The sequence below is a fragment of the Kitasatospora sp. NPDC089797 genome, from assembly GCF_040684795.1.
Lineage (GTDB): Bacteria > Actinomycetota > Actinomycetes > Streptomycetales > Streptomycetaceae > Kitasatospora.
On the sequence record NZ_JBFBGS010000041.1, the window covers coordinates 1 to 24,365 of the forward strand.

At 74.6% G+C, this 24,365-nt stretch carries 12 protein-coding genes and 2 pseudogenes; 8 read left to right on the forward strand and 6 right to left on the reverse strand.

Annotated elements, in window-relative coordinates; genetic code table 11:
- Nucleotides 1-94: pseudogene (locus AB0O91_RS28785) on the forward strand (ADP-ribosylglycohydrolase family protein); the annotation flags it as partial.
- Nucleotides 95-263: 169 nt separating this feature from the next.
- Here the strand turns inward: AB0O91_RS28785 and AB0O91_RS28790 are convergent.
- Nucleotides 264-1,421 (reverse strand): annotated as a pseudogene (locus AB0O91_RS28790) (MFS transporter); the annotation flags it as partial.
- Nucleotides 1,422-2,372: 951 nt separating this feature from the next.
- Between AB0O91_RS28790 and AB0O91_RS28795 the strand changes: the two are divergent.
- The 5 genes from AB0O91_RS28795 to AB0O91_RS28815 are packed head-to-tail and all read left to right on the forward strand — an operon-like array spanning nucleotide 2,373 to nucleotide 14,064.
- Nucleotides 2,373-8,393, forward strand: a complete 6,021-nt coding sequence (locus AB0O91_RS28795) for an acyltransferase domain-containing protein (RefSeq protein WP_363438924.1) — start codon at nucleotides 2,373-2,375, stop codon at nucleotides 8,391-8,393.
- A complete protein-coding gene (locus AB0O91_RS28800) occupies nucleotides 8,390-10,231 on the forward strand; it encodes a non-ribosomal peptide synthetase (protein WP_363438927.1) in 1,842 nt (613 codons plus the stop codon). The genes AB0O91_RS28795 and AB0O91_RS28800 overlap by 4 nt, the downstream gene beginning before the upstream one ends.
- Nucleotides 10,232-10,266: 35 nt before the next feature.
- Nucleotides 10,267-12,048 carry a type I polyketide synthase gene (locus AB0O91_RS28805; protein WP_363438930.1) on the forward strand — a complete coding sequence of 594 codons (1,782 nt, stop codon included), beginning with the start codon at nucleotides 10,267-10,269 and terminating at the stop codon, nucleotides 12,046-12,048.
- Nucleotides 12,045-13,322: a cytochrome P450 gene (locus AB0O91_RS28810; protein ID WP_363438933.1), complete on the forward strand. Its 1,278-nt coding sequence runs from the start codon at nucleotides 12,045-12,047 to the stop codon at nucleotides 13,320-13,322. The genes AB0O91_RS28805 and AB0O91_RS28810 overlap by 4 nt, the downstream gene beginning before the upstream one ends.
- A gap of 46 nt (nucleotides 13,323-13,368) precedes the next feature.
- Nucleotides 13,369-14,064 (forward strand): formyltransferase family protein, encoded by a 696-nt coding sequence (locus AB0O91_RS28815; protein WP_363438936.1) that lies wholly within the window; start codon nucleotides 13,369-13,371, stop codon nucleotides 14,062-14,064.
- A gap of 92 nt (nucleotides 14,065-14,156) precedes the next feature.
- On the opposite strand, the gene AB0O91_RS28820 is transcribed toward AB0O91_RS28815, so the two are convergent.
- Nucleotides 14,157-15,548 carry a HAMP domain-containing sensor histidine kinase gene (locus AB0O91_RS28820; protein ID WP_363438938.1) on the reverse strand — a complete coding sequence of 464 codons (1,392 nt, stop codon included), beginning with the start codon at nucleotides 15,546-15,548 and terminating at the stop codon, nucleotides 14,157-14,159.
- Complete coding sequence (locus tag AB0O91_RS28825) at nucleotides 15,545-16,234, reverse strand: response regulator transcription factor (RefSeq protein ID WP_363438941.1); 690 nt, start codon at nucleotides 16,232-16,234, stop codon at nucleotides 15,545-15,547. The genes AB0O91_RS28820 and AB0O91_RS28825 overlap by 4 nt, the downstream gene beginning before the upstream one ends.
- A gap of 63 nt (nucleotides 16,235-16,297) precedes the next feature.
- Between AB0O91_RS28825 and AB0O91_RS28830 the strand changes: the two genes are divergently transcribed.
- Both AB0O91_RS28830 and AB0O91_RS28835 read left to right on the forward strand, forming a co-directional pair.
- Nucleotides 16,298-17,476, forward strand: a complete 1,179-nt coding sequence (locus AB0O91_RS28830) for a UDP-N-acetylglucosamine--N-acetylmuramyl-(pentapeptide) pyrophosphoryl-undecaprenol N-acetylglucosamine transferase (protein WP_363438943.1) — start codon at nucleotides 16,298-16,300, stop codon at nucleotides 17,474-17,476.
- 50 nt (nucleotides 17,477-17,526) lie between these two features.
- A complete protein-coding gene (locus AB0O91_RS28835; RefSeq protein WP_363438946.1) occupies nucleotides 17,527-18,537 on the forward strand; it encodes an SDR family NAD(P)-dependent oxidoreductase in 1,011 nt (336 codons plus the stop codon).
- A gap of 74 nt (nucleotides 18,538-18,611) precedes the next feature.
- Here AB0O91_RS28835 and AB0O91_RS28840 read toward each other — a convergent pair whose 3' ends face one another.
- The 3 genes from AB0O91_RS28840 to ddaH all read right to left on the reverse strand — a co-directional run bounded on the left by AB0O91_RS28840 (nucleotide 18,612) and on the right by ddaH (nucleotide 24,297).
- Nucleotides 18,612-20,690, reverse strand: coding sequence for a glycoside hydrolase family 27 protein (locus tag AB0O91_RS28840; RefSeq protein WP_363438949.1), 2,079 nt, complete (start codon nucleotides 20,688-20,690; stop codon nucleotides 18,612-18,614).
- A gap of 76 nt (nucleotides 20,691-20,766) precedes the next feature.
- Nucleotides 20,767-23,181, reverse strand: coding sequence for an RICIN domain-containing protein (locus AB0O91_RS28845; RefSeq protein WP_363438951.1), 2,415 nt, complete (start codon nucleotides 23,179-23,181; stop codon nucleotides 20,767-20,769).
- A 297-nt stretch (nucleotides 23,182-23,478) separates the two neighbouring features.
- Nucleotides 23,479-24,297 carry a dimethylargininase gene (gene ddaH / locus AB0O91_RS28850; protein WP_363439039.1) on the reverse strand — a complete coding sequence of 273 codons (819 nt, stop codon included), beginning with the start codon at nucleotides 24,295-24,297 and terminating at the stop codon, nucleotides 23,479-23,481.
- Nucleotides 24,298-24,365: the final 68 nt, after the last annotated feature.

The following is a 24,365-nucleotide window of genomic DNA, read 5'->3' on the forward strand; positions in this document are numbered from 1 at the left end:
CCCGGTGGCCGCCGTCCGCCGGGCCGCCTACTCCAGCGGCGACTCCGACTCGCTCGCCTGCCTGACCGGCGCCTTCGCCGGCGCCCACCACGGCGGAACTCGCCGCCACCGAGCAGGCAGGCGACCGCGGCGACCACGTAGGCCAGGTGGTAGCCGGCCAGTTGGTCGTCGCGGGTCGCCGCGACCAGGACCATGACCGCGACGCCCACACTGGCGCCGATCTGCTGGGTCACCACGTTGACCGCGCCGGCCACGCCGTGCTGTTCCGGCTGGACGCCGGCCAGGGCGGCGGAGGTCATCGAGGGGAAGTTCAGCCCCTGGCCGATGCCGCTGAGCACCAGCCCGGGGAACACCTGCAGCAGGTAGTTCCCGTCGTGCGGGGTGCCCAGCCACAGGCCGGTGCCGACGCCGATCAGGACCAGCCCGACGGCCATCAGGGTGTGCGGGGAGTAGCGGGCCAGCAGCTTGCCGGTGGCGAAGTTGGCGGTCAGGAAGACCGCGGCGGACATCGGCACCAGCGCGATGCCGGACTCGAACGGCGAGTAGTCCAGCATCCCCTGGAGGTACAGCGGGGCGAAGAACAGCATCCCGACCGAGGCCATGTACTGGAGGAACGCGGCCAGACTGGCGGCCCGCACCGGGGCGAGCCGGAACAGCCCGAGCGGGAGCACCGGTTCGGCGGTGGAGCGCTCGCGCAGCACGAAGGCCACCAGCAGCACGACCGCGGCGACCAGCACGATCCACCGGGTGGCGCCGTCGCTGCTGGCGCCGACCACGAGCAGGGTCAGGCCGAGGGTGCCGGACACCGCGCCGGGCAGGTCGAGCCGGCCGCGGTGCCCGGCGCCGTCGGGCAGGCCGATCCGGGTCACCGCGAGCACGGCGACGCCGAGCAGTACGGAGAACCACAACACCGAACGCCAGCCGAGGAACTGGGTCAGCACCCCGCCCAGCAGCACCCCGCCGCTGAAGCTGGCGGCGCCGACGGCCGCGTAGACGCCGAACGCCCGGTTGCGGGCCGGGCCGGCCGGGAAGGTCTGGGTGAGCAGGGCGAGCGCGGCCGGTCCGGACAGCGCGGCGCCGATGCCCTGGACGGCGCGCGCGCCCAGCAGCACGCCGATGTCCGGGGCCGCCGCGCCGACCAGCGCGGAGAGCGTGAACAGGGCGGTGCCGGCCTCGAACACCCGTCGCCGGCCGAGCACATCGGCGAGCCGGCCGCCGATCAGCAGGAAGCCGGCGAAGGTCACGGCGTAGGCGGTCATCACCCACTGCAGCGTGGTGTCGCTCAGGTCGAAGCGCTCGCCGACGGACGGCAGGGCGGCGTTGAGCACCCCGAGACCGCTGACGTCCAGGGCCAGCGCCCCGGCCAGCACGCCGAGGGCCAGCCCCGGTCGGCGCAGCTCGCCCACGGTGGTGTCGGTCATGCCGCCCCGCCCTCGACGTCGCGGCCGGTGCGCGCGGCGCGGGGGGAGGACACCGGCGGGTGTCGGGGAGGTCCGGTTAAGGAGCGGTCGGCCGGGACTGACGCCGTCTCAATAGTCTCAACTGCCATGCTGATCAGATTGCAGTGGTCACTCAACCGCTGTCCACCCCGCCGAGGGTCGGACTGCCCCTGGGGGCACGTCCGTTGAGCGGCGCCGCCGACGGCGGGTGGCGGCCGGACCGGTCCCGGCGACCGGTGCCGACCGGCGATCGCCGTCGAACTCCGGTTCGTGGGCGGCTGATTCCGCACCCTGTGCGTGAACCTGCTGAACGCTATCCTCCGTTCGCCCCCCGGGGGCCGCGTCCGGCTCCGGCGGAACCGCGCTGACCTGCGCCGACGGAGTCCGCGGGCGGCGGCGGGCGGCGGATCCGGCCGTTCCGGCGGTCGGCCCGGCTTGACCGTGGATGCCTGATTTCGGTCGGGTGACCCGAAAGATTCCGAAAGATTATGGGCAATTTTCGCGCCTGAAGAGACCGAACCGGTCACATTCGAGACCAGATCACGCCAGTGCCTCAACCGGCGCTCGAGATCCGCTTGTCTCACCATTCACACGGTGGCACGCTGAGGTGCGCCGGTCGGGTAAGCCCCTGGCAATCCGGCCCCATTTAATCCGCATCCCCGTCGCCCGCGTTCTCCGCATCCCTGCGTTCCCCGTCGCACGCGTTCTCCGCATCCCCGCGTTCTCCGCGTCCCTGCGTTCCCGCACGCCACGTCACGGGCGGTCGAGGAGACCGGCGTCACGGATTCCGGCCGCCCGGCCGCCTGCGGCCCGGGGCGCGCCCCCATTCCGTCCCCGACGAATAACGGCTTTTCCGCAGACGCCCGCCCCACCCCCGACCGCTCCTATTCCACCCGGCCAGCCGAGGGAGTCGCCATGCCCCAGGAACGCGCAGTGCCAGACCGGTCCGCCGTCACGGACTTCCTGATTTCCCGCGCTGCCGAGCTGCTGGCCGTGCCCACGGGCACACTGGACCGCCGGGCCCCGCTGCACCGGTACGGACTGGACTCCGCCAAGGCGGTGGCCCTCGCGGCCGCGCTGGCCGAATTCACCGGCCGGCCCGTCCCGGCCACCTGGATCTGGCAGTACCCGACCGTGGACGAACTGGCCCGGGCCCTCGTCGAGGGCCCGCGCACCGTCGACCCCGAACCGGCCGCCGAGCGCCGCACCGCCGCCCGCGAACCGATCGCCGTCGTCGGGATCGGCTGCCGCTTCCCCGGCGGGCCCGACCCGTCCTCGTTCTGGCGGCTGTTGACCGAGGGCCGCGACGCCGTCGGACCGGTGCCCGCCGACCGCCGGGCGCTGATGAACGACGCGGTCCGCTGGGGCGGCTTCATCGACGGCATCGACCGCTTCGACCCGCTGTTCTTCGGCATCTCGCCCCGCGAGGCCGTCCAGATGGACCCGCAGCAACGGCTGATCCTGGAGCTGTCCTGGGAGGCGCTGGAGGACGCGGGCATCGCCCCGCACAGCCTCCTCGGCAGCGACACCGGCGTGTTCATGGCCTCCTGCTGGGGCGACTACGCCGCCCTCGCCCACTACCGCGGCCCGGACAGCCAGATCACCCCGCACACCGCGACCGGCATGCACGACGGCATCATCGCCAACCGGGTCTCCTACATCCTCGGCCTCCAGGGCCCGAGCATGGCCATCGACGCCGCCTGCGCCGGCTCCCTGGTCTCGGTGCACGTGGGCTGCCAGTCCCTCTGGCTGGGCGAGAGCGACCTGGTGCTGGCCGGCGGGGTCAACCTCAGCTTCGTCTCCGACTACTACACCGCCATGGACCAGATGGGCGCGCTCGCCCCGGACGGCCGCTGCAAGTCCTTCGACGCCCGCGCCGACGGCTACGTCCGCGGCGAGGGCGCCGGCGTCGTGGTACTCGCCCCGCTGAGCACCGCCCTGGCCCGCGACCTGCCGGTGTACTGCGTCATCAAGGGCAGCTCCTCGAACAACGACGGCCTGAGCAACGGCATGACCGCGCCCAACCCCCAGGCGCAGGAGAAGATGCTGCGCACCGCGTACCGACGGGCCGGCATCGCGCCGCACCTGGTGGACTACATCGAGTGCCACGGCTCCGCGACCCCGCTCGGCGACCCGATCGAGGCCAACGCCATCGGCGCCGTGCTGGGCGGCGACCGCACCGAACCGCTGCGACTCGGCTCGGTCAAGTCCAACGTCGGCCACCTGGAGGCGGCCGCCGGCATCGTCGGCCTGGTCAAGCTCGCGCTGTCGGTGCGCAACGGCGTCCTGCCACCGAGCCTGCACTACAGCGCGCCGAACCCGCAGATCCTGTTCGACGAGTACGGGCTGACCGTCCAGGACCGGCTGACGCCCTGGCCGCGGCGCTCCGACGCCCGCCGCGGCGGCGTCAGCTCCTTCGGCTTCGGCGGCGCGATCTGCCACGTCGCGGTCGAGGAACTGCCGCGCCCGGAGGCCTCGCTGCTGCTGCTGGCCGCGGACTCCCCGGAGGAACTGGCCGAGCGCGCCCGGGCCCTGCGGGACGGGACCGACCTGCGCGAACTGTGCGCCCGGACGCCCGGCGAGGGCGCCTTCCGGCTCGCCGCCGCCGCCCAGTCGATGACCGAACTCCGCTCCCAGCTGGACGCCTTCGGCACCGGCACGACGGCACCGGGGCTGAGCGTCGGGGAGGCGACCGGCCGACCGCCTCGGGTGGCCTTCCTGTTCTCCGGCAACGGCTCGCAGTGGGTCGGCATGGGCCGGCAACTGCTCGCCGGGCTGCCGGTGTTCCGCCGCTCCATGATGCGGTCCGACCGGCGGATGAAGGAACTGCTGGGCTTCTCCCTGGTCGACGAGTTGCTGGCACCCGACGGGCGGCTCGACGACATGGACGTCTTCCAGCCGCTGCTGTTCTCGCTCCAGGTCGCGCTGGCCGAGGCCTGGCGCTCGCTCGGCGTCGAACCGGACGTCGTGGTCGGGCAGAGCGTCGGCGAGTTCGCCGCCGCCCACGTGGCCGGCGCGCTCGACTTCGCGGACGCCTCCCGCCTGGCCGCCCAGCACGGCCGGCTGCTCCAACTGCTGGCCGTCGGCCGGGGCGAGGGCATCGCGGTGATGACCCCCGCCGAGGAGGTCGAGCCGTACCTCACCGGCGGGCTCACCCTCTCCGGCCGCAACGGCCCGGGCTCCACCCTCGTCACCGGCACGCCCGAGGAGATCGACGACCTGGTCCGGCGGCTGACCGACGCGGGCGTCACCAGCCACCGGGTGCGGATGGGCCACGCCCCGCACTCCCCGCTGGTCGACCACGTGCTCGCCCCGCTGAAGGTCGAACTCGACGGCATCCGGCCCCGGAGCGCCCGCATCCCGATGATCTCCTCGGTCACCGGCGAGGCCGTCGACGGCGCCGAACTCGGGCCCGACTACTGGGCGGAGAACCTCCGCCGGGAGATCCGGATGGTCGACGCCCTGACCGGGCTGCGCGACCACGACATCGACGCGGTGGTCGAGCTCAGCCCGCACCCGCTGCTGCTCAAGTCGGTGTCCGAGCTGCTGCCCGCCGCCACCCTGCCCTCGCTCCGGCGCGGCGCCGACGAGGCCTCGACCCTGCTGGGCTCGCTCGGCGCGCTGTACGCCGCCGGACTGCCCGTCCCCGCCCACCCGTTCCTGGCCGGCGACCGCGGCCGCCACGCCACCCCGGGCCCCGCCGACCCCGCCGGCGACGAGCGGCTGCAGCTCGTCCCGGTCAGCGCCCGGACGGCGGGCGCGCTCGCCGACACCTGCCGCGAGCTGTCCAACCACGTGGAGCGCGACCCGGGCCTGCGGGTCTCCGACCTCGCCTACACCCTGGCCGCCCGGCGCACCCACCAGGGCCACCGGGTCGCGCTGTTCGCCCGCAACCGGCAGGACGTCCTGGACGGGCTCGCCCGGGTCGCCGCCGGCCGGCCGCACCCCGAGGTGGTCACCGGCACCGCCCCCGGCAACGTCGACGCCCGGGTGGCGCTGGTGTTCTCCGGCGGCGGCACCCAGTGGGTCGGGATGGGCCGCGAACTGCTGCGCTCGCACGCCGGGTTCCGGCACTGGATGCACGCCTGCGACGCGGCCGTCCGGGCGGCCGGCGGCGGCTCGGTGCTCGACCGGCTGGCCGCCCCGGAGGAGGAGGCCCGCTACCGGGAGATGGACGCCCAGCAGCCGGTGCTGTTCGCCCTCCAGGTCTCGCTGGCCCAGGTCTGGCTGGAGCTCGGCATCGAGCCGACCGCCGTGGTCGGCCACAGCCTGGGCGAGGTCGCGGCCGCCTGCGTGGCCGGCAGCCTGTCGCTGACGGACGCCGCCCGGGTCGTCGTCACCCGCTCGCACCTGCTGGAGCGCAAGGCCGCCCCGGGGGCGATGATCTCGGTCGACCTGCCGGAGGCGGAGCTGCTCCCCCGGCTCGCGCCGTACGCCGCGCACGCGGCCGTCGCCGTGGTCAACAGCCCCACCAGCGCGGCCGTCTCCGGCTCGCCCGAGGCCGTCGCCGCGCTGGAGGCCGAGCTGACCCGGGACGGCATCTCGGTCCGCCGGATCCGGGTCGAACGGCCGGTGCACAGCCCGGGCATGGACCCGCTGCTCCCGCCGCTGCGCGAGGGCATCGCGGGCATCACCCCGCTGACGCCCGGCATCGACTTCCACTCCACCGCCCTGGCCGACACCGTCAACCCGGTCACCGACGTCGAGTACTGGGCGCACAACCTGCGCAACCAGGTCCGGTTCGCCGAGACCGTCGGCGCGCTGGTCGACCGGGGCGTGACCACCTTCATCGAGATCGGCCCGCACGAGACGCTGCGCGGCGCGGTCGAGGAGATCGCCCTGAGCCGCGGCCGGCAGGTGCACGCGGTCAACTCGCTGCGGCGGGAGGAGAGCGACCTGCGCTGCCTGCTGGGCGCCGCCGCCTCGCTGTACGTCCGGGGCCTGCCGCTGACCTTCGACGGGCTGTTCGACGACGATGTCGAGCTGGTCGAGACCCCGCTGGTGCAGTGGCAGAAGGAGCGCTACTGGATCGACACCGAGCCCCGCCCGGCCGCTGCCGCTCCCCTGGCCGTCGCAGCGGCCGGCACGGCCCCCGTCACGGCACCCGCCGCGGCGGCCGTGCTGCCGGCCGTGCCGGACGCCGGGGAGCAGCCGGCGGCGGAGCGCCGGCCGGTGGCCGAGATCGTCCTCGCGGAACTCGCCGACGCCCTGGGCGTGCCGGTCAGCGGCTTCGACACCGACGCCTGTCTGCGCGACTTCGGTCTGGACTCGATGGTGGGGATCCGGCTGGTCAACCGGATGCAGGCACTGCTCGGGCACCGGGTCTCGCCGGTGGTGTTCCTGGACGGCCGGCCGATCGCCGAGGTGGTCGGCCACTTCGTCGAACTCACGAGCGGCGCACCGGCCGTAGCGGCCGGACCGGCCCCGGCACCCGCGTCCGTTCCCGCACCCGCGCCCGCACCGACCCCGGCACCGGCCTTCCTCGACGAGCTGTCCGAGCTGGACGCCGAGGAACTGCTCGACGAACTCGACGCCCGCGGCCTGCTGGAGGCCACCGACGCCCCGGCGGCCGAGCAGCTCCGGGCCGACGGCCTCGGGCTGGAACTGGCCCCCGCCTCGCACGGCCAGGCCTCGCTCTGGTTCATGCAGATGGTCTCGCCCGACGCCGTGCCGTACAACTTCATGGTGACCGCCCGGATCCGGGCCGCCGTCGACGAGAAGGCCCTGGAGCGGGCCGTCCGGGCCGTGCTGACCCGTCACCCGGCGCTGCGCACCCTGTTCGTGGAGGCGGGCGGGCGGCCGTACCAGGTCATCCTGGACGAACCGGTCTACGAGTTCCTGGTGGTGGACAGCTCCGGGCTGGACGACGAACAGGCCCGCGAGGAACTCGCCGGGCACGGCCACCGGCCGCTCGACCTCGACAACGGTCCGCTGGTACGGGTGGTCCTGATGACCCGCGGCCCGGCCGACCACTACCTGCTGGTGCTGGTCCACCACATCGCCTCGGACGCGGCCTCGGCCGACGTGATGATCCGCGAGCTCCAGGCCTTCTACCAGGACGGGGACCCGGCCGACAGCGCGCCGGTCGCCCCGTACACCGAGTTCGTGGCCTGGGAGCGGCAGTGGCTGGCCGGGCCGGCCGCCGGGGCCGCGCTGGACTGGTGGTCCGGGAAGCTGGCCGACCCGCCCGCCCACCTGGACCTCTCCAGCAAGGAGCGGCCGCCGGGCGTCACCTACGAGGGCCGCGACCTCGCGTTCCGCTGGAGCGCCGAGGAGACCGAGCTGCTAAGGGAGTTCGCGGTCCGCGAGGGCGTGTCGATCAGCACCGTCGTGCTCGCCGGGTTCTTCGCCACGCTCAACCGCGCGGTCGGCACCGAGGACGCCGTCCTGGCCACCGCGATCGCCCAACGCGCGGAGCCCGGCTGGGAGTCCGCCATCGGCTACTACCTCAACACCGTGCTGGTCCGGGCCGAACCGGCCGCCGACCGCAGCTTCCGCGACCTGCTGCGCGAGGTCCACGCCTTCTCGCTCGGGCTGCTGGAGCACATGAACTACCCCCTCGACCTGCTCGCGTCGCAGCTGAAGCCGCCGCGCGCCGAGGGCCGATCCCCGTGGTTCGACGTGGTGGTGAACTGGCTGTCCTCGGACGCCTTCCCCCGCTCCGTCAAGCTCTTCCACGGCGTCGGCGACACCATCTCCCCGGACGGCGCACTGCCCCTCGAACCGCTCCAAGTGCGCAGGCACCTCGCCAAGTTCGACCTCGAGATCTCGATGGCCGACATCGACGGCGAGGTGGCCGGACACGTCCAGTTCAAACCGAGCTACCTGGAAAGGCACACCGTGACCGCCCTGCTCGCGCTGTACCGCAGCGTGCTCTTCGACTCGATCGCCCGCCCGGACCAGCCGCTCGGCGCCATCGCGCCGGCCGGCCTGCCCGAGGGGACCGACCGGTGACCGGGACCCTGCACTCCGCGTTCGTCGAGCTGGCCGCCAAGAGCCCCGACGCGACCGCGGTCTACGCCGAGGCCGGCGTCCTGACCTATGGCGAACTCGACCGGCGTTCGGCCGAGTTGGCCGAGAAACTGGCCGCCGCCGGGGCCGGGCCGGGCATCCCGGTCGGGATCTGCGTCGAGCGCGGCCCCGAGCTGCTGGTCGGCCTGCTGGCCGCGCTGCGCAGCGGCTCCTGCTACCTGCCGCTGGACCCGAACTACCCCGCCGACCGGCTGGCCTTCATGGTCCAGGACAGCGGCACCCGGCTGCTGCTCACCACCCCCGCCTCCCGGGCCGGCTGCCCGCCCGGCCCGACCGTGGTCGTGCTCGGCGAGGGCGACGGCGTGACCGTCGAACCCGGCGCCCGGCCGACTGCCGTGGTGCCCGAGGACACCGCGTACGTCATCTACACCTCGGGCTCCACCGGCCGCCCCAAGGGCGTGGCCGTGCGGCACAGCGGCTGCGTGGCGATGCTCGCCGCGATGGACCGGGTGCTGGAGGGCTGCGACCTGAGCGGGGTGTCGGCGGCCAGCTCGGTCTGCTTCGACATGTCGGTGATGGAGATCTTCAACGCGCTGTGCCGCGGCGGCGCCGTGGTCCTGGTCGAGAGCGCCGCGCACCTGCCGGAGAGCCGGCACGCCGACCGGATCACCCACCTGAACGTCGTCCCGTCCGTGATGAACAGCCTGCTGGACGCCGGGGCGCTGCCGCCCAACGTGCGCTCCGTGGTGTTCGGCGGCGAGGCGCTGCGCCGCAAGCTGGTCGACCGGACGTACCGGGAGACCGGCGCCACCCGGGTGTTCAACGCCTACGGCCCCACCGAGGGCACCGTCTTCTGCTCCTTCGGGCTGGTCCCCGAGGACGCCACCGACGAGCCGACCATCGGCCCGCCGACCGAGGGTGCCAGGGTCCACCTGCTCGACGACCGGCTGGAGCCGGTCCCGGCCGGCCGCTCCGGCGAGCTCTACCTCGGCGGGGCGGGCCTCGCCCACGGCTACGTCAACCGGCCGGACATCACCGCCGAGCGCTTCGTGCCGGACCCGTTCCGCGACGACGAGCGGCTCTACCGCACCGGCGACCTGGCCGAGTTCACCGCGAACGGCGAACTGCGCTTCCTCGGCCGCACCGACCACCAGGTCAAGCTGCGCGGCTACCGGATCGAGCTGGAGGAGGTCGAGGCCCGGCTGACCGGCTGCCCCGAGGTCCGGGAGGCCGCCGCCGCCGTCCGGGGCAACCGGCTGGTCGGCTACGTGGTGCCCGCCCACGGGCCGGCCCTGGACGGCCCCCGGCTGGACGCCGCGCTGCAGGGCGCCGTCACCGCCCGGCTCGCCGTCGACCTGCCCGACTACATGGTGCCCGCGACCCTGGTGGCGCTGCCCGCCCTCCCGCTCGGGCCGGGCGGCAAGCTGGACCGCAACGCGCTGCCCGAGCCGCCGGCCGCCGGCCCCGGCGGGCCGCGGACCGCCCCCGGCACGCCCACCGAGATCGCCCTGGCCGAGATCTGGGGCCAGCTGCTGGAGCTCGAACCGTCCGGGATCGACGTGCAGGCGGCGTTCTACGACCTCGGCGGCGACTCGCTGCTGCTGATCCGGCTGGCCCGGCTGATGACCCGGCGCTTCGACCGGCGGGTCCGGGTGCCCGACCTCTTCAGCTTCCGCGACATCGCCTCGCTCGCCCGGTGGCTCGACGACGACAGCGGGGAGGCCCCCGAGGTGGTCCGGTCCGCCCGTCGACGGGCCGGCGCCCGCCGCGCCGTGCTGCGCGGCCGCGGCGCCGACGACCGGACCGCCGGCGCCAGTTGAGCCATCCCTCACCGATTCGAAGCAGGAGCCCTCACATGACCGACGCCCCCGAGCAGGACTACGACCCGGGCGACGTGGCCGTCATCGGCATGTCGCTGCGGGCCCCCGGCGCCCGGACCAAGGAAGAGTTCTGGGACAACCTGGTGCACGGCCGGGAGTCCATCAGCTTCCTGGCCAAGGACGACATCCACGTCGACGAGACCCTGATCCACAGCCCGTTCTACGTCCGGGCCTGCGGGGTGCTCGACACCTACGACAGATTCGACCCCTCGGTCTTCGGCATCAGCGACCGGATGGCCGCCGCGATGACCCCGGAGAACCGGCTGTACCTGGAGAGCGCCTGGGAGGCGCTGGAGGACGGCGGCTACGACCCGGACCGGCTCGACGCCGAGGTCGGCATGTACGGCGCCAACAACCCGCAGACCGCCGCGCTCTACAGCTCCCCGCCGGACCGGGTGTCGGTCGGCCCGGAGGCGATCGAGGCCAGCCTGGCCTGGTCGCCGGACACCATGACCTCCAACGCGCTGTACTACATGGGGCTCACCGGCGAGGCCGTCACCCTCGCCGCGGTCTGCGCGGGCTTCCACTACGCGGTGCACCTGGCCTGCCAGTCGCTGCTGCTCGGCCAGACCGACCTGGCGATCGCGGGCGGCGCGATGGTGCGCCTGCCGCACCCGCGCGGCCACCTGTGGGAGGAGAACCGGGTGCTGTCGAAGGACGGCCACTGCCGCCCGTTCGACGCCCACGGCACCGGCAGCGCGCTGTCCAGCGGCGTGGTCACGCTGCTGCTGAAGCCGCTGAACCACGCCGTGGCCGACCGCGACCACATCTACGCCGTGGTCAAGGGCTCGGCCGTGAACAACAACGGGGTCAGCGCGATGGCGTACGGCCTGGCCCAGCCCGAGCGGCTGAGCGCCTGCATCGCCGCCGCCATGGAGGTCGGCGGGGTCACCCCCGACACGGTGGGCATGTACGAGGCCAACGGGCTCGGCCTGCCGGTGACCGACGAACTCGAGGTGCACGCCGCGAGCATGGCGTTCGGCAAGCAGACCGCCACCACCTCGATCGGCGGGGTCAAGGGCAACGTCGGCCACGGCGGCGTGGTCTCCGGCGGCTTCGGGGCGGTCAAGGCCGCGCTGGCGCTGCACCACCGCAAGCTCCCGGCGACCATCAACCTCACCGAGGTCAACCCGGACCTCGACTTCCCCGCCACCCCCTTCGTGCCGCAGCTCGAAGGCGCCGACTGGGAGCCCGAGTCGGGCATCCGCCGGGCCGGCATCACCTCGATCGGCGGCGGCGGCTACAACGCCCACCTGGTGCTGGAGGAGGCGCCCGGCACCGCCCGGCGCGCCCCCGAGGAGGACGGCCGGCCCCGGCTGGCGACCCTGTCCGCGCTGGACGACGACGCCCTGGCCCGCCAGCGCGCCCGGCTCCGGGAGCGCCTGGAGCACGACCCGGACCTGCGGCTGGACGACGTCTGCTTCAGCCTGAACCTGGGCCGCAAGGTGCTGCCCCGCCGCTGGGCGGCCGTGGTGCGCAGCCGCGCGGAGCTGATCGCGGCGCTGGCCGGGGAGGGCGGCGGCCCGGCCGTCAGCACCGCCTCCGCGCCGGCCGTCGACGCCGGCGCCTTCACCCGGACCGACCAGGGGATCGTCCCGGCCGGCCGGGACGCCGGGGCGCTGTCCGCACTCGCCGCCGCCTGGGCGACCGGCGAGCAGGTGGACTTCGACGCGCTGCACCGCGGCGAGTCCAGCCACCGGGTGCCGCTGCCCACCTACCCGTTCCAGCCGCGCCGCTTCTGGCGCACCGACTGGTGACCGGGCACCCGCCGGCCCCGGTGTCGGCCGCTGTGGACCTCGGCGACCCGGCCACCTTCGCCGACCCCGACCTCGACCTCGACGGCTTCTGGCGCACCCTGCGGGACACCGCGCCGCTGCACTGGAACCCCCCGGTCGACGGCCGGCGCGGCTTCTGGGTGCTCTCCCGGCACGAGGACATCATGGCCGTCTACCGGGACGACCAGCACTTCACCTCCGAGCGCGGCAACGTACTGGTCACCCTGCTGGAGGGCGGCGACGCCGGGGCCGGCCGGATGCTGGCGGTCACCGACGGGCACCGCCACCACGAGCTGCGCAAGATCCTCCAGCGGGTCCTGTCGCCCCGGGTGCTCGACCGGGTCGCGCGGACCGTCCGGGTCAACACCCGGCAGTGGATCCGCGAGGCCGTCGAGTCCGGCGGCTGCGACTTCGCGGAGCGGATCGCCGCCCGGATCCCGATGACCACCGTCGCCAACCTGCTCGGGGTGCCCGGGGAGGACCAGGACTACCTGCTCAGCCTCACCAAGGCCGCGCTGTCGGCGGACGGCGAGGACGTCGACGAGGTCGACTCCGAGATGGCCCGCAACGAGATCCTGATGTACTTCGCCGACCTCGTCGACGAGCGCCGGGAGGCGCCGGGCGAGGACGTGATCAGCATGCTGATCGCCAGCTCCATCGACGGGGTGCCGCTGACCGACGAGGACGTGGTGCTCAACTGCTACAGCCTGATCATCGGCGGCGACGAGACCAGCCGGCTGACGATGATCGACTGCGTCCGCACCCTGGCCGCCCGGCCCGAGCAGTGGCAGCGGCTGCGGCGGGGCGAGGTCGCCGTCGGGACGGCGGTGGACGAGGTGCTGCGCTGGGCCTCCCCCACCATGCACTTCGGGCGCAGCGTCGTCCGGGAGACCGAACTGCACGGGGTCCGGCTGCGTCCGGGCGAGATCGTCACCCTGTGGCACGCCTCCGGCAACCGGGACGAGCGGGTCTTCGAGCGGCCCGGGGAGTTCGACCTCGGCCGCACCCCCAACAAGCACCTGGCCTTCGGCTACGGCCCGCACTTCTGCGTCGGCTCCTACCTGGCCAAGGTGGAGATCGCCGAACTGCTGGAGGCCCTGCGGGACTTCACCACGGGCTTCGCGCTGACCGAGGAGCCGCTGCCGATCCGCTCCAACTTCCTGACCGGGTTCTCCACCCTGCCGGCCCGGTTCGAGCCCGACGCCGCCGGACTGGCCCGGGAGGCCGCCGGACCGGCCCCGGAAGGGGTCGAGTGACGACCTGACGCGGACCGAGACCCGACCAGTGAGCGCAGGAGTACGGATGAACATCTACCTATCGGGACAAGGGGCCTTCGCGGTGCAGGTCGCGGAAGCCCTGCTGGACAGCGGACACAAGATCGTCGGCGCGGCCGCCCCCCGGCTGCGCAAGGGGCGGTCGGACGAGGCCGACGCGATGTGCTGGGACCGGCTGCGCTCCTGGGCGTACCCCCGGGACATCCCGTGGACCGACTCGGCCGAACTGCGCGCGCGGCACGTCCCGGACGGGGTGGACCTCATCGTCGCCGCGCACTCGCACGCCTTCCTCGGCCGGCAGACCCGGGCCCGGGCCGCCGTCGCCACCATCGGCTACCACCCCAGCCTGCTGCCGCTGCACCGGGGGCGGGACGCGATCCGCTGGACGATCCGCGACGGCGACAAGGTGACCGGCGGCAGCGTCTACCACCTCACCGAGCGCACCGACGGCGGCCCGATCGCTGCCCAGCAGCACCTGTTCGTGCCCCCGGGCTCGACCGCGCAGAGCCTGTGGCGCGACCACCTGGCCCCGCTCGGGGTGCGGCTGCTGCTGAAGGTGGTCACCGACCTCGCGGCGGACCGCCGGATCGAGGTCGCCCAGGACGAGTCGCTGGCGACCTGGGAACCGGCGATGGACACCCAGCCGCTGTTCAAGCCCGAGCTGATCGCCCTGCCCGGATCGGTGCGGGTGGACGGCGACAGGTGGGCGCTGCACGAGGACTGAGCCGCGCCGCGCACGGCCGGGGCCCCGCACCACTCCGGTGCGGGGCCTCGGCCGTGTGCGGACCGGCCGTGCTCGGAGCGGACCGGCCGTGCTCAGAGCGGCAGTTGGAAGCGCAGCCGGAACAGCGCGCCGCCACCGGGGGCGGCCTCGGCGGCGAGGGTGGCACCGTGCGCCTGGGCGATCTGCCGGGCCATCGCCAGGCCGAGGCCGGAGCCGGGCAGGGCCCGGGCGGCCGAGGCGCGGTAGAAGCGGTCGAAGACGTACGGGAGGTCCTCGGCGGCGATGCCGGGGCCGTGGTCGCGCACGGTCAGCTCCAGCCGGTCCGGGGAGCCGGCGAGGTGGACCTCGACGGTGCCGCCGGGCGGGCTGAACTTGGCCGCGTTGTCGAGCAGGTTGGAGACCAGCCGGGCGAGCCTGGCGGGCACGCCGGCCACCGGGCGCCCGGCCCCGGAGACGTCCAGGGTGAAGGCGACGGCCGGCCAGTGGCCGCGCGCGGTGTCCACGCAGTGCCCGACCAGCGGGCCGAGGGCGACCTGTTCGAGCAGCGGCTGGGGCTCCTCGTCCCGGGCGAGTTCGATCAGGTCGTTCACCAGGCCGGTCACCTCGCGCAGCTGGCGGCGCAGCGCGGCCGCCGCCCGGTCGCGCTGACCGTCCGTCAGCCGGTCGGCACGGGACAGCAGTTCGGCGTTGGTGCGGAGCGCGGTCAGCGGGGTGCGCAGCTCGTGCGAGGCGTCGGCGACCAGCCGGCGCTGCGCGGCGACGGACTGCTCCAGTTCGCCCAGCATGGTGTTGAAGCTGGCGGCGAGCCGGGTGAGTTCGTCCTCCCGGCGGCCGGGCGGCAGTTCGATCCGCAGTCCGGCGTCCCGGGTCGCGGCGATCCGTTCGGCGGTGCGGGTCAGCCGGCCGACCGGGGCGAGCGAGGTGCGGGCGACGGCCAGGCCGAGCAGTGCGGCCAGCAGCACCCCGGCCGCGGCGACGGCGCCCATCATCAGCCCGGCCTGCCGCACCCCCTCCTGGACGCTGTCGGCGCGCAGCGCGACCTGGACGGCCTGCCGGACGCCGGGCGGTGCCGCGGTCATCGGGGTGGTGAGCATCCGGGCCGGGTGGCCGCCGATGGTGAGGTCGGTGAAGTAGCCGGCCCGCTGCCGGTCGGCGACCTGGCGGGTGGCCGCGGTGACCGGCAGCAGGTAGGGCTCGTTCGCCGTCCTGGCCGGGTCGGCGGCGACGATCTGGGCGCAGGCCGGGGCGGCCAGGTAGTTGCACTCGCCGTAGACCACCTGGGGACCCTGGTCGCGGTGCTGCTGCTGGACCAGGGTGGCCTGCTGGGTGAGGTGCTGGTCGAGCTGGTGGTTGAGTTCGTAGCGGACGACGCTGAACGCGGCCGCGCTGATCCCGAGCGCGACCACCGCGACGGCCGCCGTGCAGGCCAGCGCGAGCCGGGTGCGCAGCGGGCGCCGGCGCCGCCAGCGGGCGTGCTCCCTCACGCCCGGTCCAGCCGGTAGCCGACCCCGTGCACGGTCTGCACCAGCCGCGGCTCGCCGCCGGCCTCCAGCTTGCGGCGCAGGTAACCGACGTACACCGCGAGGGAGTTGGAGTCGGGGCCGAAGTCGGCTCCCCACACCCGTTCCATGATCATCTCGCGCGGCAGCACCTGGCCGGGGTGGCGCAGCAGCACCTCCAGCAGGGCGAACTCGGTGCGGGAGAACTCCACCGGCCGGCCGGCCCGGGTGCCGGTGCGGGTCACCGGGTCGACCTCCAGGTCGGCGAAGCGGTAGCCGGGCTCCTCCTCCGGGGCGGCGGCGCTGCGGCGCAGCAGGGCGCGCAGCCGGGCCGCCAACTCGTCCAGGGCGAAGGGTTTGACGAGGTAGTCGTCCGCGCCCGCGTCCAGGCCGTCCACCCGCTCGCTCACCGAGTCACGGGCGGTCAGCACCAGGATCGGGATCCGGTCCCCGAGCGCCCGCAGCCGGCGGCAGACCGCCAGGCCGTCCAGGACGGGCATCATCAGGTCGAGCACCATCGCGTCCGGCTGCCAGGCGCCCACCTCGGTCAGCGCCGCCAGGCCGTCGGCGGCCCCCCGCACCCGGTAGCCCTCGACCGTCAGGCCGTCCTCGACGGCGGCCCGCACCTCGGGGTCGTCGTCGACGACCAGCACCTTCTGCCCGTTGTCCATGTGGACAACCCTCTCAAATCGGCTCTGAGAAGTCTCTTAGACGGCCTCGGCAGGGTCGACGGCATGCGGACGACGACAGAACACGAGACGCCCGGCCCCCTCCACGACCAGCCGCCGCTGTCGGTGGTGATCGGCGCCGGCGGCACCGGCGGGCACATCTACCCGGGCCTGGCGCTGGCCGAGGCGCTGCGCCGGGCCGACCCCCGGGCGGTGATCTCCTTCGTCGGCACCGAACGCGGCCTGGAGACCACCCTGATCCCCCAGGCCGGCCACCGGCTGCACACCGTCGACATGATCCCCTTCGACGCCTCGCTCGGGCCCCGCCGCTACCTGCTACCGGCCGCGCTGCTGCGCTCCGGCCGGCAGTGCCGGGAGATCCTGCGCGCCCAGGGCGCCCAGGTGGCGGTCGGGATGGGCGGCTACCCGAGCGCGCCGGTCATCGTCGGCGCCCGGATGGCCGGGCTGCCCAGCGTGGTGCACGAGTCCAACGCGGTGCCCGGGCGGGCCAACCGCTTCGCCGCCCGGCTCACCCCGCACGTCGCGCTCGCCTTCGACCGCACCCGGGAGCACCTGCCGGCCGGGCGGGCGGTGCAGACCGTCGGGATGCCGCTGGTCGGCGCGGTGGCCCGGCTCGACCGGGCGGCGCTGCGGGCCGAGGCGCGGCGGCACTTCGGCGTCCCGGACGGCGCCGCGCTGCTGGTCCTCAACGGCGGCAGCCTGGGCGCCGCCCGGCTCACCGCGGCCGCCCTCGAACTGGCCGCGCGCTGGCGCCACCGGACGGACCGGCGGCTGCTGGTCAAGACCGGCCCGGCCGCGCTGGCGCAGGTGCGGGCCGCGCTCGCGGGCAACCCGGTCGCGCACGCCGTCGCCTACCTGGACCGGATGGACCTGGCCTACGCGGCCGCCGACCTGATGGTCTGCCGGGCCGGTGCGGCGACCGTCGCCGAGCTGTCCAGCGTCCGGATGCCGGCCGTCCTGGTGCCCTACCCGCACGCGCCGCACGACCACCAGACCCACAACGCGCGGGTCCTCTCCGACGCCGGCGCGGGCCTGCTGCTGGCGGACGAGGAGTGCACCGGCGAGCGGCTGGCCGAGCTGGCCGAGCCGCTGCTCGCCGACCCGGCCCGGCTCGCGGCGATGGCCCGGGCCGCCGACCCGGGCGACCACGCGCGCGCCGCCGACCTGCTCGCCGCGAAGGTGCTGCGGGTGATCGGCCGCACCCCCGCGCCCACCCTCCCCTGACCGAACCCCGACGAACGCACCGAACCCCGACGCACACCTGGAGCACAGCCATGACCGAGCACAACACCCAGCAGGACTGGACCGGCCGGACCGTCCTGGTCACCGGCGCCGAGGGCTTCATCGGCAGCACCCTGGTCGACCTGCTGGTCGCCCGCGGCGCCGAGGTCCGGGCCCTGGTGCACTACAAGCCGTACGCCGAACGCGGCTACCTGGCCCGCTACCTGGACGACCCCGACGGCCCGGTGCGGCTGCTCGCGGGCGACGTCCGGGACGCCCACCGGGTGCTGGACGCGGTGGCCGGCTGCGACACCGTCTTCCACCTGGCCGCGCTGATCGGCATCCCGTACAGCTACCAGGCCCCCGAGGCGTACGTGCAGACCAACGTGGTCGGCACCCAGAACGTCGCCGCCGCCTGCCTGCGGCACGGCGCCCGGCTGGTGCACACCTCCACCAGCGAGGTGTACGGGACGGCGATCACCGCGCCGATCGACGAACGGCACCCGCTGCAGCCGCAGTCCCCGTACTCCGCCTCGAAGATCGGCGCGGACATGATGGCGCTGTCCTACCGGCACGCCTTCGGGCTGCCGGTCGCCGTGGTCCGCCCCTTCAACACCTACGGCCCGCGCCAGTCGGCCCGCGCCGTGATCCCCACCATCCTCGCCCAACTGCACTCCGGCGCCCGGGAGGTCAGGCTCGGCTCGACCACCCCGACGCGCGACTTCACCTACGCCACGGACACCGCCGAGGGGTTCCTCGCGGTGGCCCGGGCCGACCGGGCGCTCGGCGAGGTGGTCAACCTCGGCACCGGCACCGAGGTGTCCATCGGCGACCTCGCCAAGGCCCTGATCACCGCCTCCGGCCGGGACGCCGAGGTCGTCGTCGACCCGGGCCGGCTGCGCCCGGGCGGCAGCGAGGTCGAGCGGCTGCTCTCGGACAACCGCAAGGCCCGCGCACTCACCGGCTGGGAACCGCTGGTGGGGCTGGACGAGGGACTGCGCCGGACCTCCGACTGGGTCGCCGAGCACCTCCACCTGTTCGCGCCGAACCGCTACCAGGTCTGAGGCACCGGCAGGTCCGGGGCGCTACCGGGTCCGACGGTGTGCGGCCCGGAGCGCCCGGGCCGCACACCGTCCGCTCAGGAGGCGACCGTCCAGCCCTGTCCGGCCGCGGCGCCGTCCACCGCCTCGGTGGTCACCGTCGAACCCGCCGCCCCGCCACCGGCGTCGAGGGCGAGGCCGGTGGCGACGTTGGTGATGCTCAGCGCGCCGGTCGCCGCGTTCCGGTCGACCCGCCACTCCTGCCAGGGGTTGCCCGGCGCGTAGTCCAGCAGGTAGGCGCTGTTGCCCGCCGACGTCCCGGCCGCCAGCACGGTGTGGACGTGGGTGGCGGTGTCGCAGTCGTCGCTGATCCGCACGGTGCCGTCCGGGTTGGCGGTGAAGGTCCACTGCTCCGAGGTGTGGGTGGGCCACCAGGTGTTGACGTCGGCCACCGAGCCCAGTGGCGCGCTGCAGGTGCCGGAGACCTCCAGCACCGGGCCGCCGGTGCCGCCCGCACCCAGTGCGTGGTACTTCCCGTCGCCCACCACCGCCGGGGCGGTGCCGGTCCGCGGGGTGAGGCGGTACAGCGCCACCCCGTGCGGGGCCACCGTGCCGCCGCCGACCGTGCCCCCGGCGGCGATCGTGCCGGTCGCGCCGGTCCACAGCTCCTGGTACGTGAACCCGCCGGTCAGCCCGAGTGCGCCGAGCCCGGCGCCGATGGGCCGAGGGGTGGCCGGGTCCTGGTTGACCAGCAGCACGGCGGTGTCCCCGTTCGCCAGCGGCCGTTCGAGCACCACCGGCGCCGTGCCGCTCGCGGGTGCGGCCCCGACCAGGGTGGCGGGCCTGGCCAGCGCGTCCTGGTCGATCCGGATCACGTCCGCGTTCCTGAGCACCGCCAGGCTGGACGCGCCGATCCCGGTGGACCAGGTGGCGCCGTCCGCGCTGTGCCGGGACTGGGCGGCGGTCCGCAGGTCGGCGCCGGAGATCAGCGGGGCGGCGAGCATCGCCAGCACCGAGGTCTCGGTGCGCGACTCGTCGTCGGTGAACGGCTTGTGGCAGGGGCAGGTGTCGGTGCTGCCGTAGAGCCCGTAGACGTCGTTCCAGCCGGTGAACATCATGTCGAGGTCGTTCCAGCTGCCCGGGCGCACGTTGCCCGGGTACTCCAGCGCCGTCCGCAACTGGCCGTTCCAGAGCACCCCGTCGAGTTCGCTGTCGCGGTCCCCGCCGATCCGGCACAGGTTGGCCACCTGCCCGCACCACACTCCGGTCGGGGCGTAGCCGGGCGCGCTGAACGGCGCGGTGCCGGCCGCCTGGACGACCGGGTCGGTGCGGGCCGGGTCGGCCGGGTCGAGGAGGTAGGGCACACCGGTGTGGGCGGGCTGGGCGGAGACGCTGAGGGTGACCTCGGGCCGTCCCTGGGCCGCCGAGGCGGCGTCCAGGGCCCGCTGGAAGGTCTGCACCCGGGCGTAGACGGAGCGGGTGAGCTCCTTGCCCTCGCCCTGGGTCGAGTAGTCGTGGCCGTCCGGGCCGGTGATCGGCGGGCCGTACGGGCAGTCGTCGTACTTGACGAAGTCGACGCCCCAGGAGACGAAGTCGGCCGCGTCGACGGACTCGTGTCCCAGGCTGCCGGGGTGCATCTGACAGGTCTCGTAGCTGTCGGTGGCGTAGAGGCCGAGCTTCATGCCCTTGGCGTGGGCGTACTGGGCCAGGTACTGGATGCCGTTGACGGTCCGGCCGTCGACGGTCTGCGCGGGGAAGTGGTCCGGGCGCGGGACCAGGTGGCCGGAGGTGGGGTCGTCGCCGGTGCCGTCGGTGCCCGCGACCGGGTGGCCGGCGGCGTCGTAGAGCTGCATCGAGCCGCTGGGGGTGCGGACGAAGTCGGTGCTCTGGCCGTCGCGGTGGCCGAGCGACCAGCCGTCGTCGACGGTGACGGTGGTGTAGCCGGCGCTCACCAGCCCGTTGGAGGCCATGAAGTCGATGGTCTGGACGACCTGCTCCTCGGTGACCTCGGTGCCGAGCGAGTTCCAGGAGTTCCAGCCCATCGGCGGGGTGAGGGCGTTGCCGTTGCCGAGGGCGGCGGCCGGGGCGGCCGTGCCGAGGCCGAGGGCGCCGAGGCCGGTGGCGGCCAGGGCGAGGGCGAGCAGGGGTGCCGCGAGGCGGCGGGGGCGAAGGCGCACGGGCGCTCCTGTGGGGGTGTGGGGGTGCGTCTGGAACGGCGCCCCGGCCGTCGGGGTCGGCCGGGGCGACGGAGGGTCAGCCGGTGACCGCCGCGGTGGCGGTGCGGCCGGGGGCGAGGGTGACGGTGGCGACGGTGTACTCGACGCCGTCGACGGTGGTGGTGCGGGCGGGCCGGGGCGTCCCGTCGACGGTGATCCCGGCGTGGACGCCCGGGAAGCGGGCCTCCCAGGTCAGCGGCCCGGCGCCGGTGTCGGTGAGGGTGCTGCGGGTCGTGCCGTCCTGGCGCAGGGTCACCGTGCCGCTCCCGATCGGAAGGGAGGCGACCTGCAACCAGTCGATCCCGGAGGGGAGTTGCGAGGCGGTGACGAGGCGGTGGGCGGCGGCGTCGGGCTGCACGCCGAGCAGGCCCTGGACGGTCTGGCCGAGCAGGGTGAACGGCAGCTCGGGGTAGTCGCCGTTGAGCATCCGACCGCTGGCGTGGGCCCGGTCGACGCTGCGGTAGATCTGCTGCATCCACTTCCAGGCGGTGGCACCGTCGTGGGCGGCGAAGAAGGCGTCCGGCAGGTAGCTGAGGGCCTCGGCGTTGCCGGAGGCCTGCGGGCCCGACTCCTGGGCGTCGACGGACTTCAGGAGGGAGTCCAACCGCTGTCCGGGGTCGAGGAGTTGCTTGGCCGGCATCAGCACGTCGGCCTCGTACCCCCAGCCGGTGACCGGGCGGCCCTGGGTGTCGTAGCCGTGGACGACCTGGTCGGGGTGCGCCGGGTCGACGCTCCAGCTCCGGTTGACGTACGCCTTCAGGGCGTCGGCGGCCCGCCGGTACCCGGCCGCTCCGGACGCGTCGCCGCGGGCGTCGGCCAGCGTCGCGGCGGACCGGTAGGCCTGGTACTGGGCGCCGAGGGCGTCACCGGCCTCGGCGTAGGCGCCGGTGGCGTTCTCGGCGTAGCTCGCCGTTCCGGCGAAGATGCTGCCGCTGGTCGCCTGCGGGATCGGGAGGCCGTGGTTGTCGACCGGGCCAGGGTGCCGGTCGATGAAGTCGCCGAGGGTGGTGCGGACGTAGTCGCTCAGCAGCGGATCGACGGCGTAGTCCCGGTCGCCGGTCCACCGGTAGGCCTCGCCGGCCTTCTGGACCAGCTCGAACGGGGCGGGCAGCTCCCGGACGAAGGCGTCCGGGCCGTGGTAGTCGATGGCGGCGTAGCTGCGGGCGTCGAAGTTGAGGGCCCAGACCGGGTAGTGGCCGTTGGGCCCGGTGGCGGAGGCGGCGAAGCCGCGCAGCATGGTCTTGTTCTGGGCGTCCAGCCCGAGCAGGTGGGCGCCGACCAGCTGGTGGGCGAAGTCGCGGCTGTAGAAGGCGGACCGGAAGGGGTAGCCGGCCCAGTACGTGGTGTCGTAACCGCCGGTGGAGGTTCCGCCGGGGTGGTTCTCGTCCATGTTCAGCACGCCGGTGGTGCCGGGCTGCTGGACCCAGCTGTTGGCCTTGGTCTTGGCCCAGTCGAACAGGGCGACCAGGTCGGGGTCGGAGGAGCTGATCAAGGGGTCGTTCGGCGCGGACGGGGCCACCGCGGCGTCGTCCGCGTTGACCCAGCCGGACGGCGCGGAGCCGATCGCCAGGGTGACCCGGTCGCCCGCCGCGACCTTCACCCGGGGCAGGCTGTACTTGGCGTAGACGGGCTGCTCCGGCAGGGCCAGCGACTGCACGGTGGCGCCGTTGACGGCCACCGAGAAGGTGCCCCCGGCGGCGCCGGTGGCGATCCAGGCGGACAGGTCGTAGGACCCGGCGGTGACGGCGGTGACCTCCTGGGCCACCCGGTAGCCGGTCCCGGCGTCGAGGTAGGCGAGCCGGCCGCCGGAGTGCGGGTTGTTGCCGGCCACGCCCGTGTGCCCGGTGAACGTCCAGCCGGTGGCGCCCTGTTCGAAGCCCGGGTTCGCGAGGACCAGCGGTTCGGTGCGGGTCAGCGTCCAGCGCTGGTCCGCACCGGCCGTGCAGTCGCGGGCCCGGACCGGCCGGCCGGCCGCGCCGCCGGGCGGCGCGGTGAGGCACTGGCGGGCGCGGTCCACCGGAGCGAGGGTGTACCCCCCGCCGGGGGCCGGGGAGACGGTGAACCGGGCGCCGCCCGGGAGGTCGCCGCAGTCCGCGGTGACCGCGCCGCGGGTCCGGCCGTCCAGCGCCAGGCAGTGCCCGGTCGCGGCGTTGACCAGGGCGTAGCCGGCCGGCGCGGTGGTGACCCGCTGCAGTCGCCAACGCTGGCTCAACAGCCCCTGGCAGGCGGCCCGGACGGCCGGGGTGCCGGCGGCGGCCTCGGCGAACCGGGTGCTCAGACAGCCGCCGCCCGCTGCGGGGCCCAGGACGTAACTGCCGCCGTCGACCGGGGCGTCGCCGCCCGCCGCGCGGGCCGGGGCGGCGACGGCCGCCTGGGCGGCGAGCACGGCCAGGGCCGCGAGGACGGCGAGGCCGCCCGACGGCAGGGCGCGGGCGGTGCGTGACGAGGGCATGGGGAAGCTCCTTGGCGATCCGCGCGGCGAGGTCCCGAGCACGGGATTTGAACGTTCAAAGCGACCGGCCGGACGGGACCGGCCCGCACACCCGCACCCAGGGCTCTCCACCCCGTGCGATCGGTGACATGTGCAATTTCACATGCCGCACCGGGCGCCGTCAACGGACTGCGCACGGGTGGCCGCCTTTCCCCCGGGCGCGCCGCGCCCGCGCCCGGGCCGACGCCGACCGCCCGCCGCGCCGGGAGGGCGGGCGGGCGGTGCGCACTGCGGCGCGGTGCGGTGCGGTGCGACCGGTCAGGGGCGCAGCTCCAGGGTGCAGCACTTCACGGCGCCGCCGGCCTTGAGGAGTTCGGTGGTGTCCACGCCGACCGGGTCGAAACCGCGCTGCCGCAACTGCTCGATCAGGCCCGCCGCCGCCTGCGGCAGGACGACGTTGCGTCCGTCCGAGAAGGCGTTCAGGCCGAACACCGCGGCGTCCTGCGGCTCGGCCAGCAGGGCGTCCGGGAAGAGGTTCCGCAGCACCGAGCGGCTGCCCGGGGTGAAGGCCTCCGGGTAGTACATGACCTCGGTGTCGGAGAGCACCGCGAGGGCGGTGTCCAGGTGGTAGTGCTCGGGGTTGACCAGGGTGAGCGAGGTGACCGGCAGCCCGAAGAACTCCTGCGCCTCGTGGTGCGAGCGCAGGTCGGTGCGGAAGCCGGTGCCGGCCAGGATGCGCCGCCCGACGGGCAGGTAGTCGCCCTCGCCCTCGTTGATGAACTCCGGCCAGAGCAGCTCCCGGTAGCCCTGCCGGCGGAACCAGTCGAGGTAGGCCGGGCCCTCGGCGGTGCGCTCCAGGTGCCGGAACCGGGCCCCGAGGACCTTGCCGTCCACCACCGTCGCGCCGTTGGCGGCGAACACCATGTCCGGCAGCCCGGGGACCGGGTCGATCACGTCCACGGTGTGGCCGAGCGCGAGGTACACCTCGCGCAGCCGCTCCCACTGGAGCAGCGCCAGCTCCCGGTCGACCGGCTTCTCCGGATGCATCCACGGGTTGATGGAATACGTCACGTCGAAATGCTGCGGCCGGCACATCAGCAGCCGGCGCGGGGTCGCCGTGCGGGCCGTCGGCCGTATCGACTCGGGTTGCGCACCGCCATTGGACACAGGGGTCTCCTCTGCGTTGGGGTCCTTCGGAGAAATGC

Bases quoted from the DNA above. Each gene is read 5' to 3' on its own strand.
- AB0O91_RS28845 (WP_363438951.1), bottom strand. From the start codon at position 23,181: ATGCCCTCGTCACGCACCGCCCGCGCCCTGCCGTCGGGCGGCCTCGCC.
- AB0O91_RS28830 (WP_363438943.1), top strand. From the start codon at position 16,298: ATGCGGACGACGACAGAACACGAGACGCCCGGCCCCCTCCACGACCAG.
- AB0O91_RS28835 (WP_363438946.1), top strand. From the start codon at position 17,527: ATGACCGAGCACAACACCCAGCAGGACTGGACCGGCCGGACCGTCCTG.
- AB0O91_RS28815 (WP_363438936.1), top strand. From the start codon at position 13,369: ATGAACATCTACCTATCGGGACAAGGGGCCTTCGCGGTGCAGGTCGCG.
- AB0O91_RS28825 (WP_363438941.1), bottom strand. From the start codon at position 16,234: ATGGACAACGGGCAGAAGGTGCTGGTCGTCGACGACGACCCCGAGGTG.
- AB0O91_RS28805 (WP_363438930.1), top strand. From the start codon at position 10,267: ATGACCGACGCCCCCGAGCAGGACTACGACCCGGGCGACGTGGCCGTC.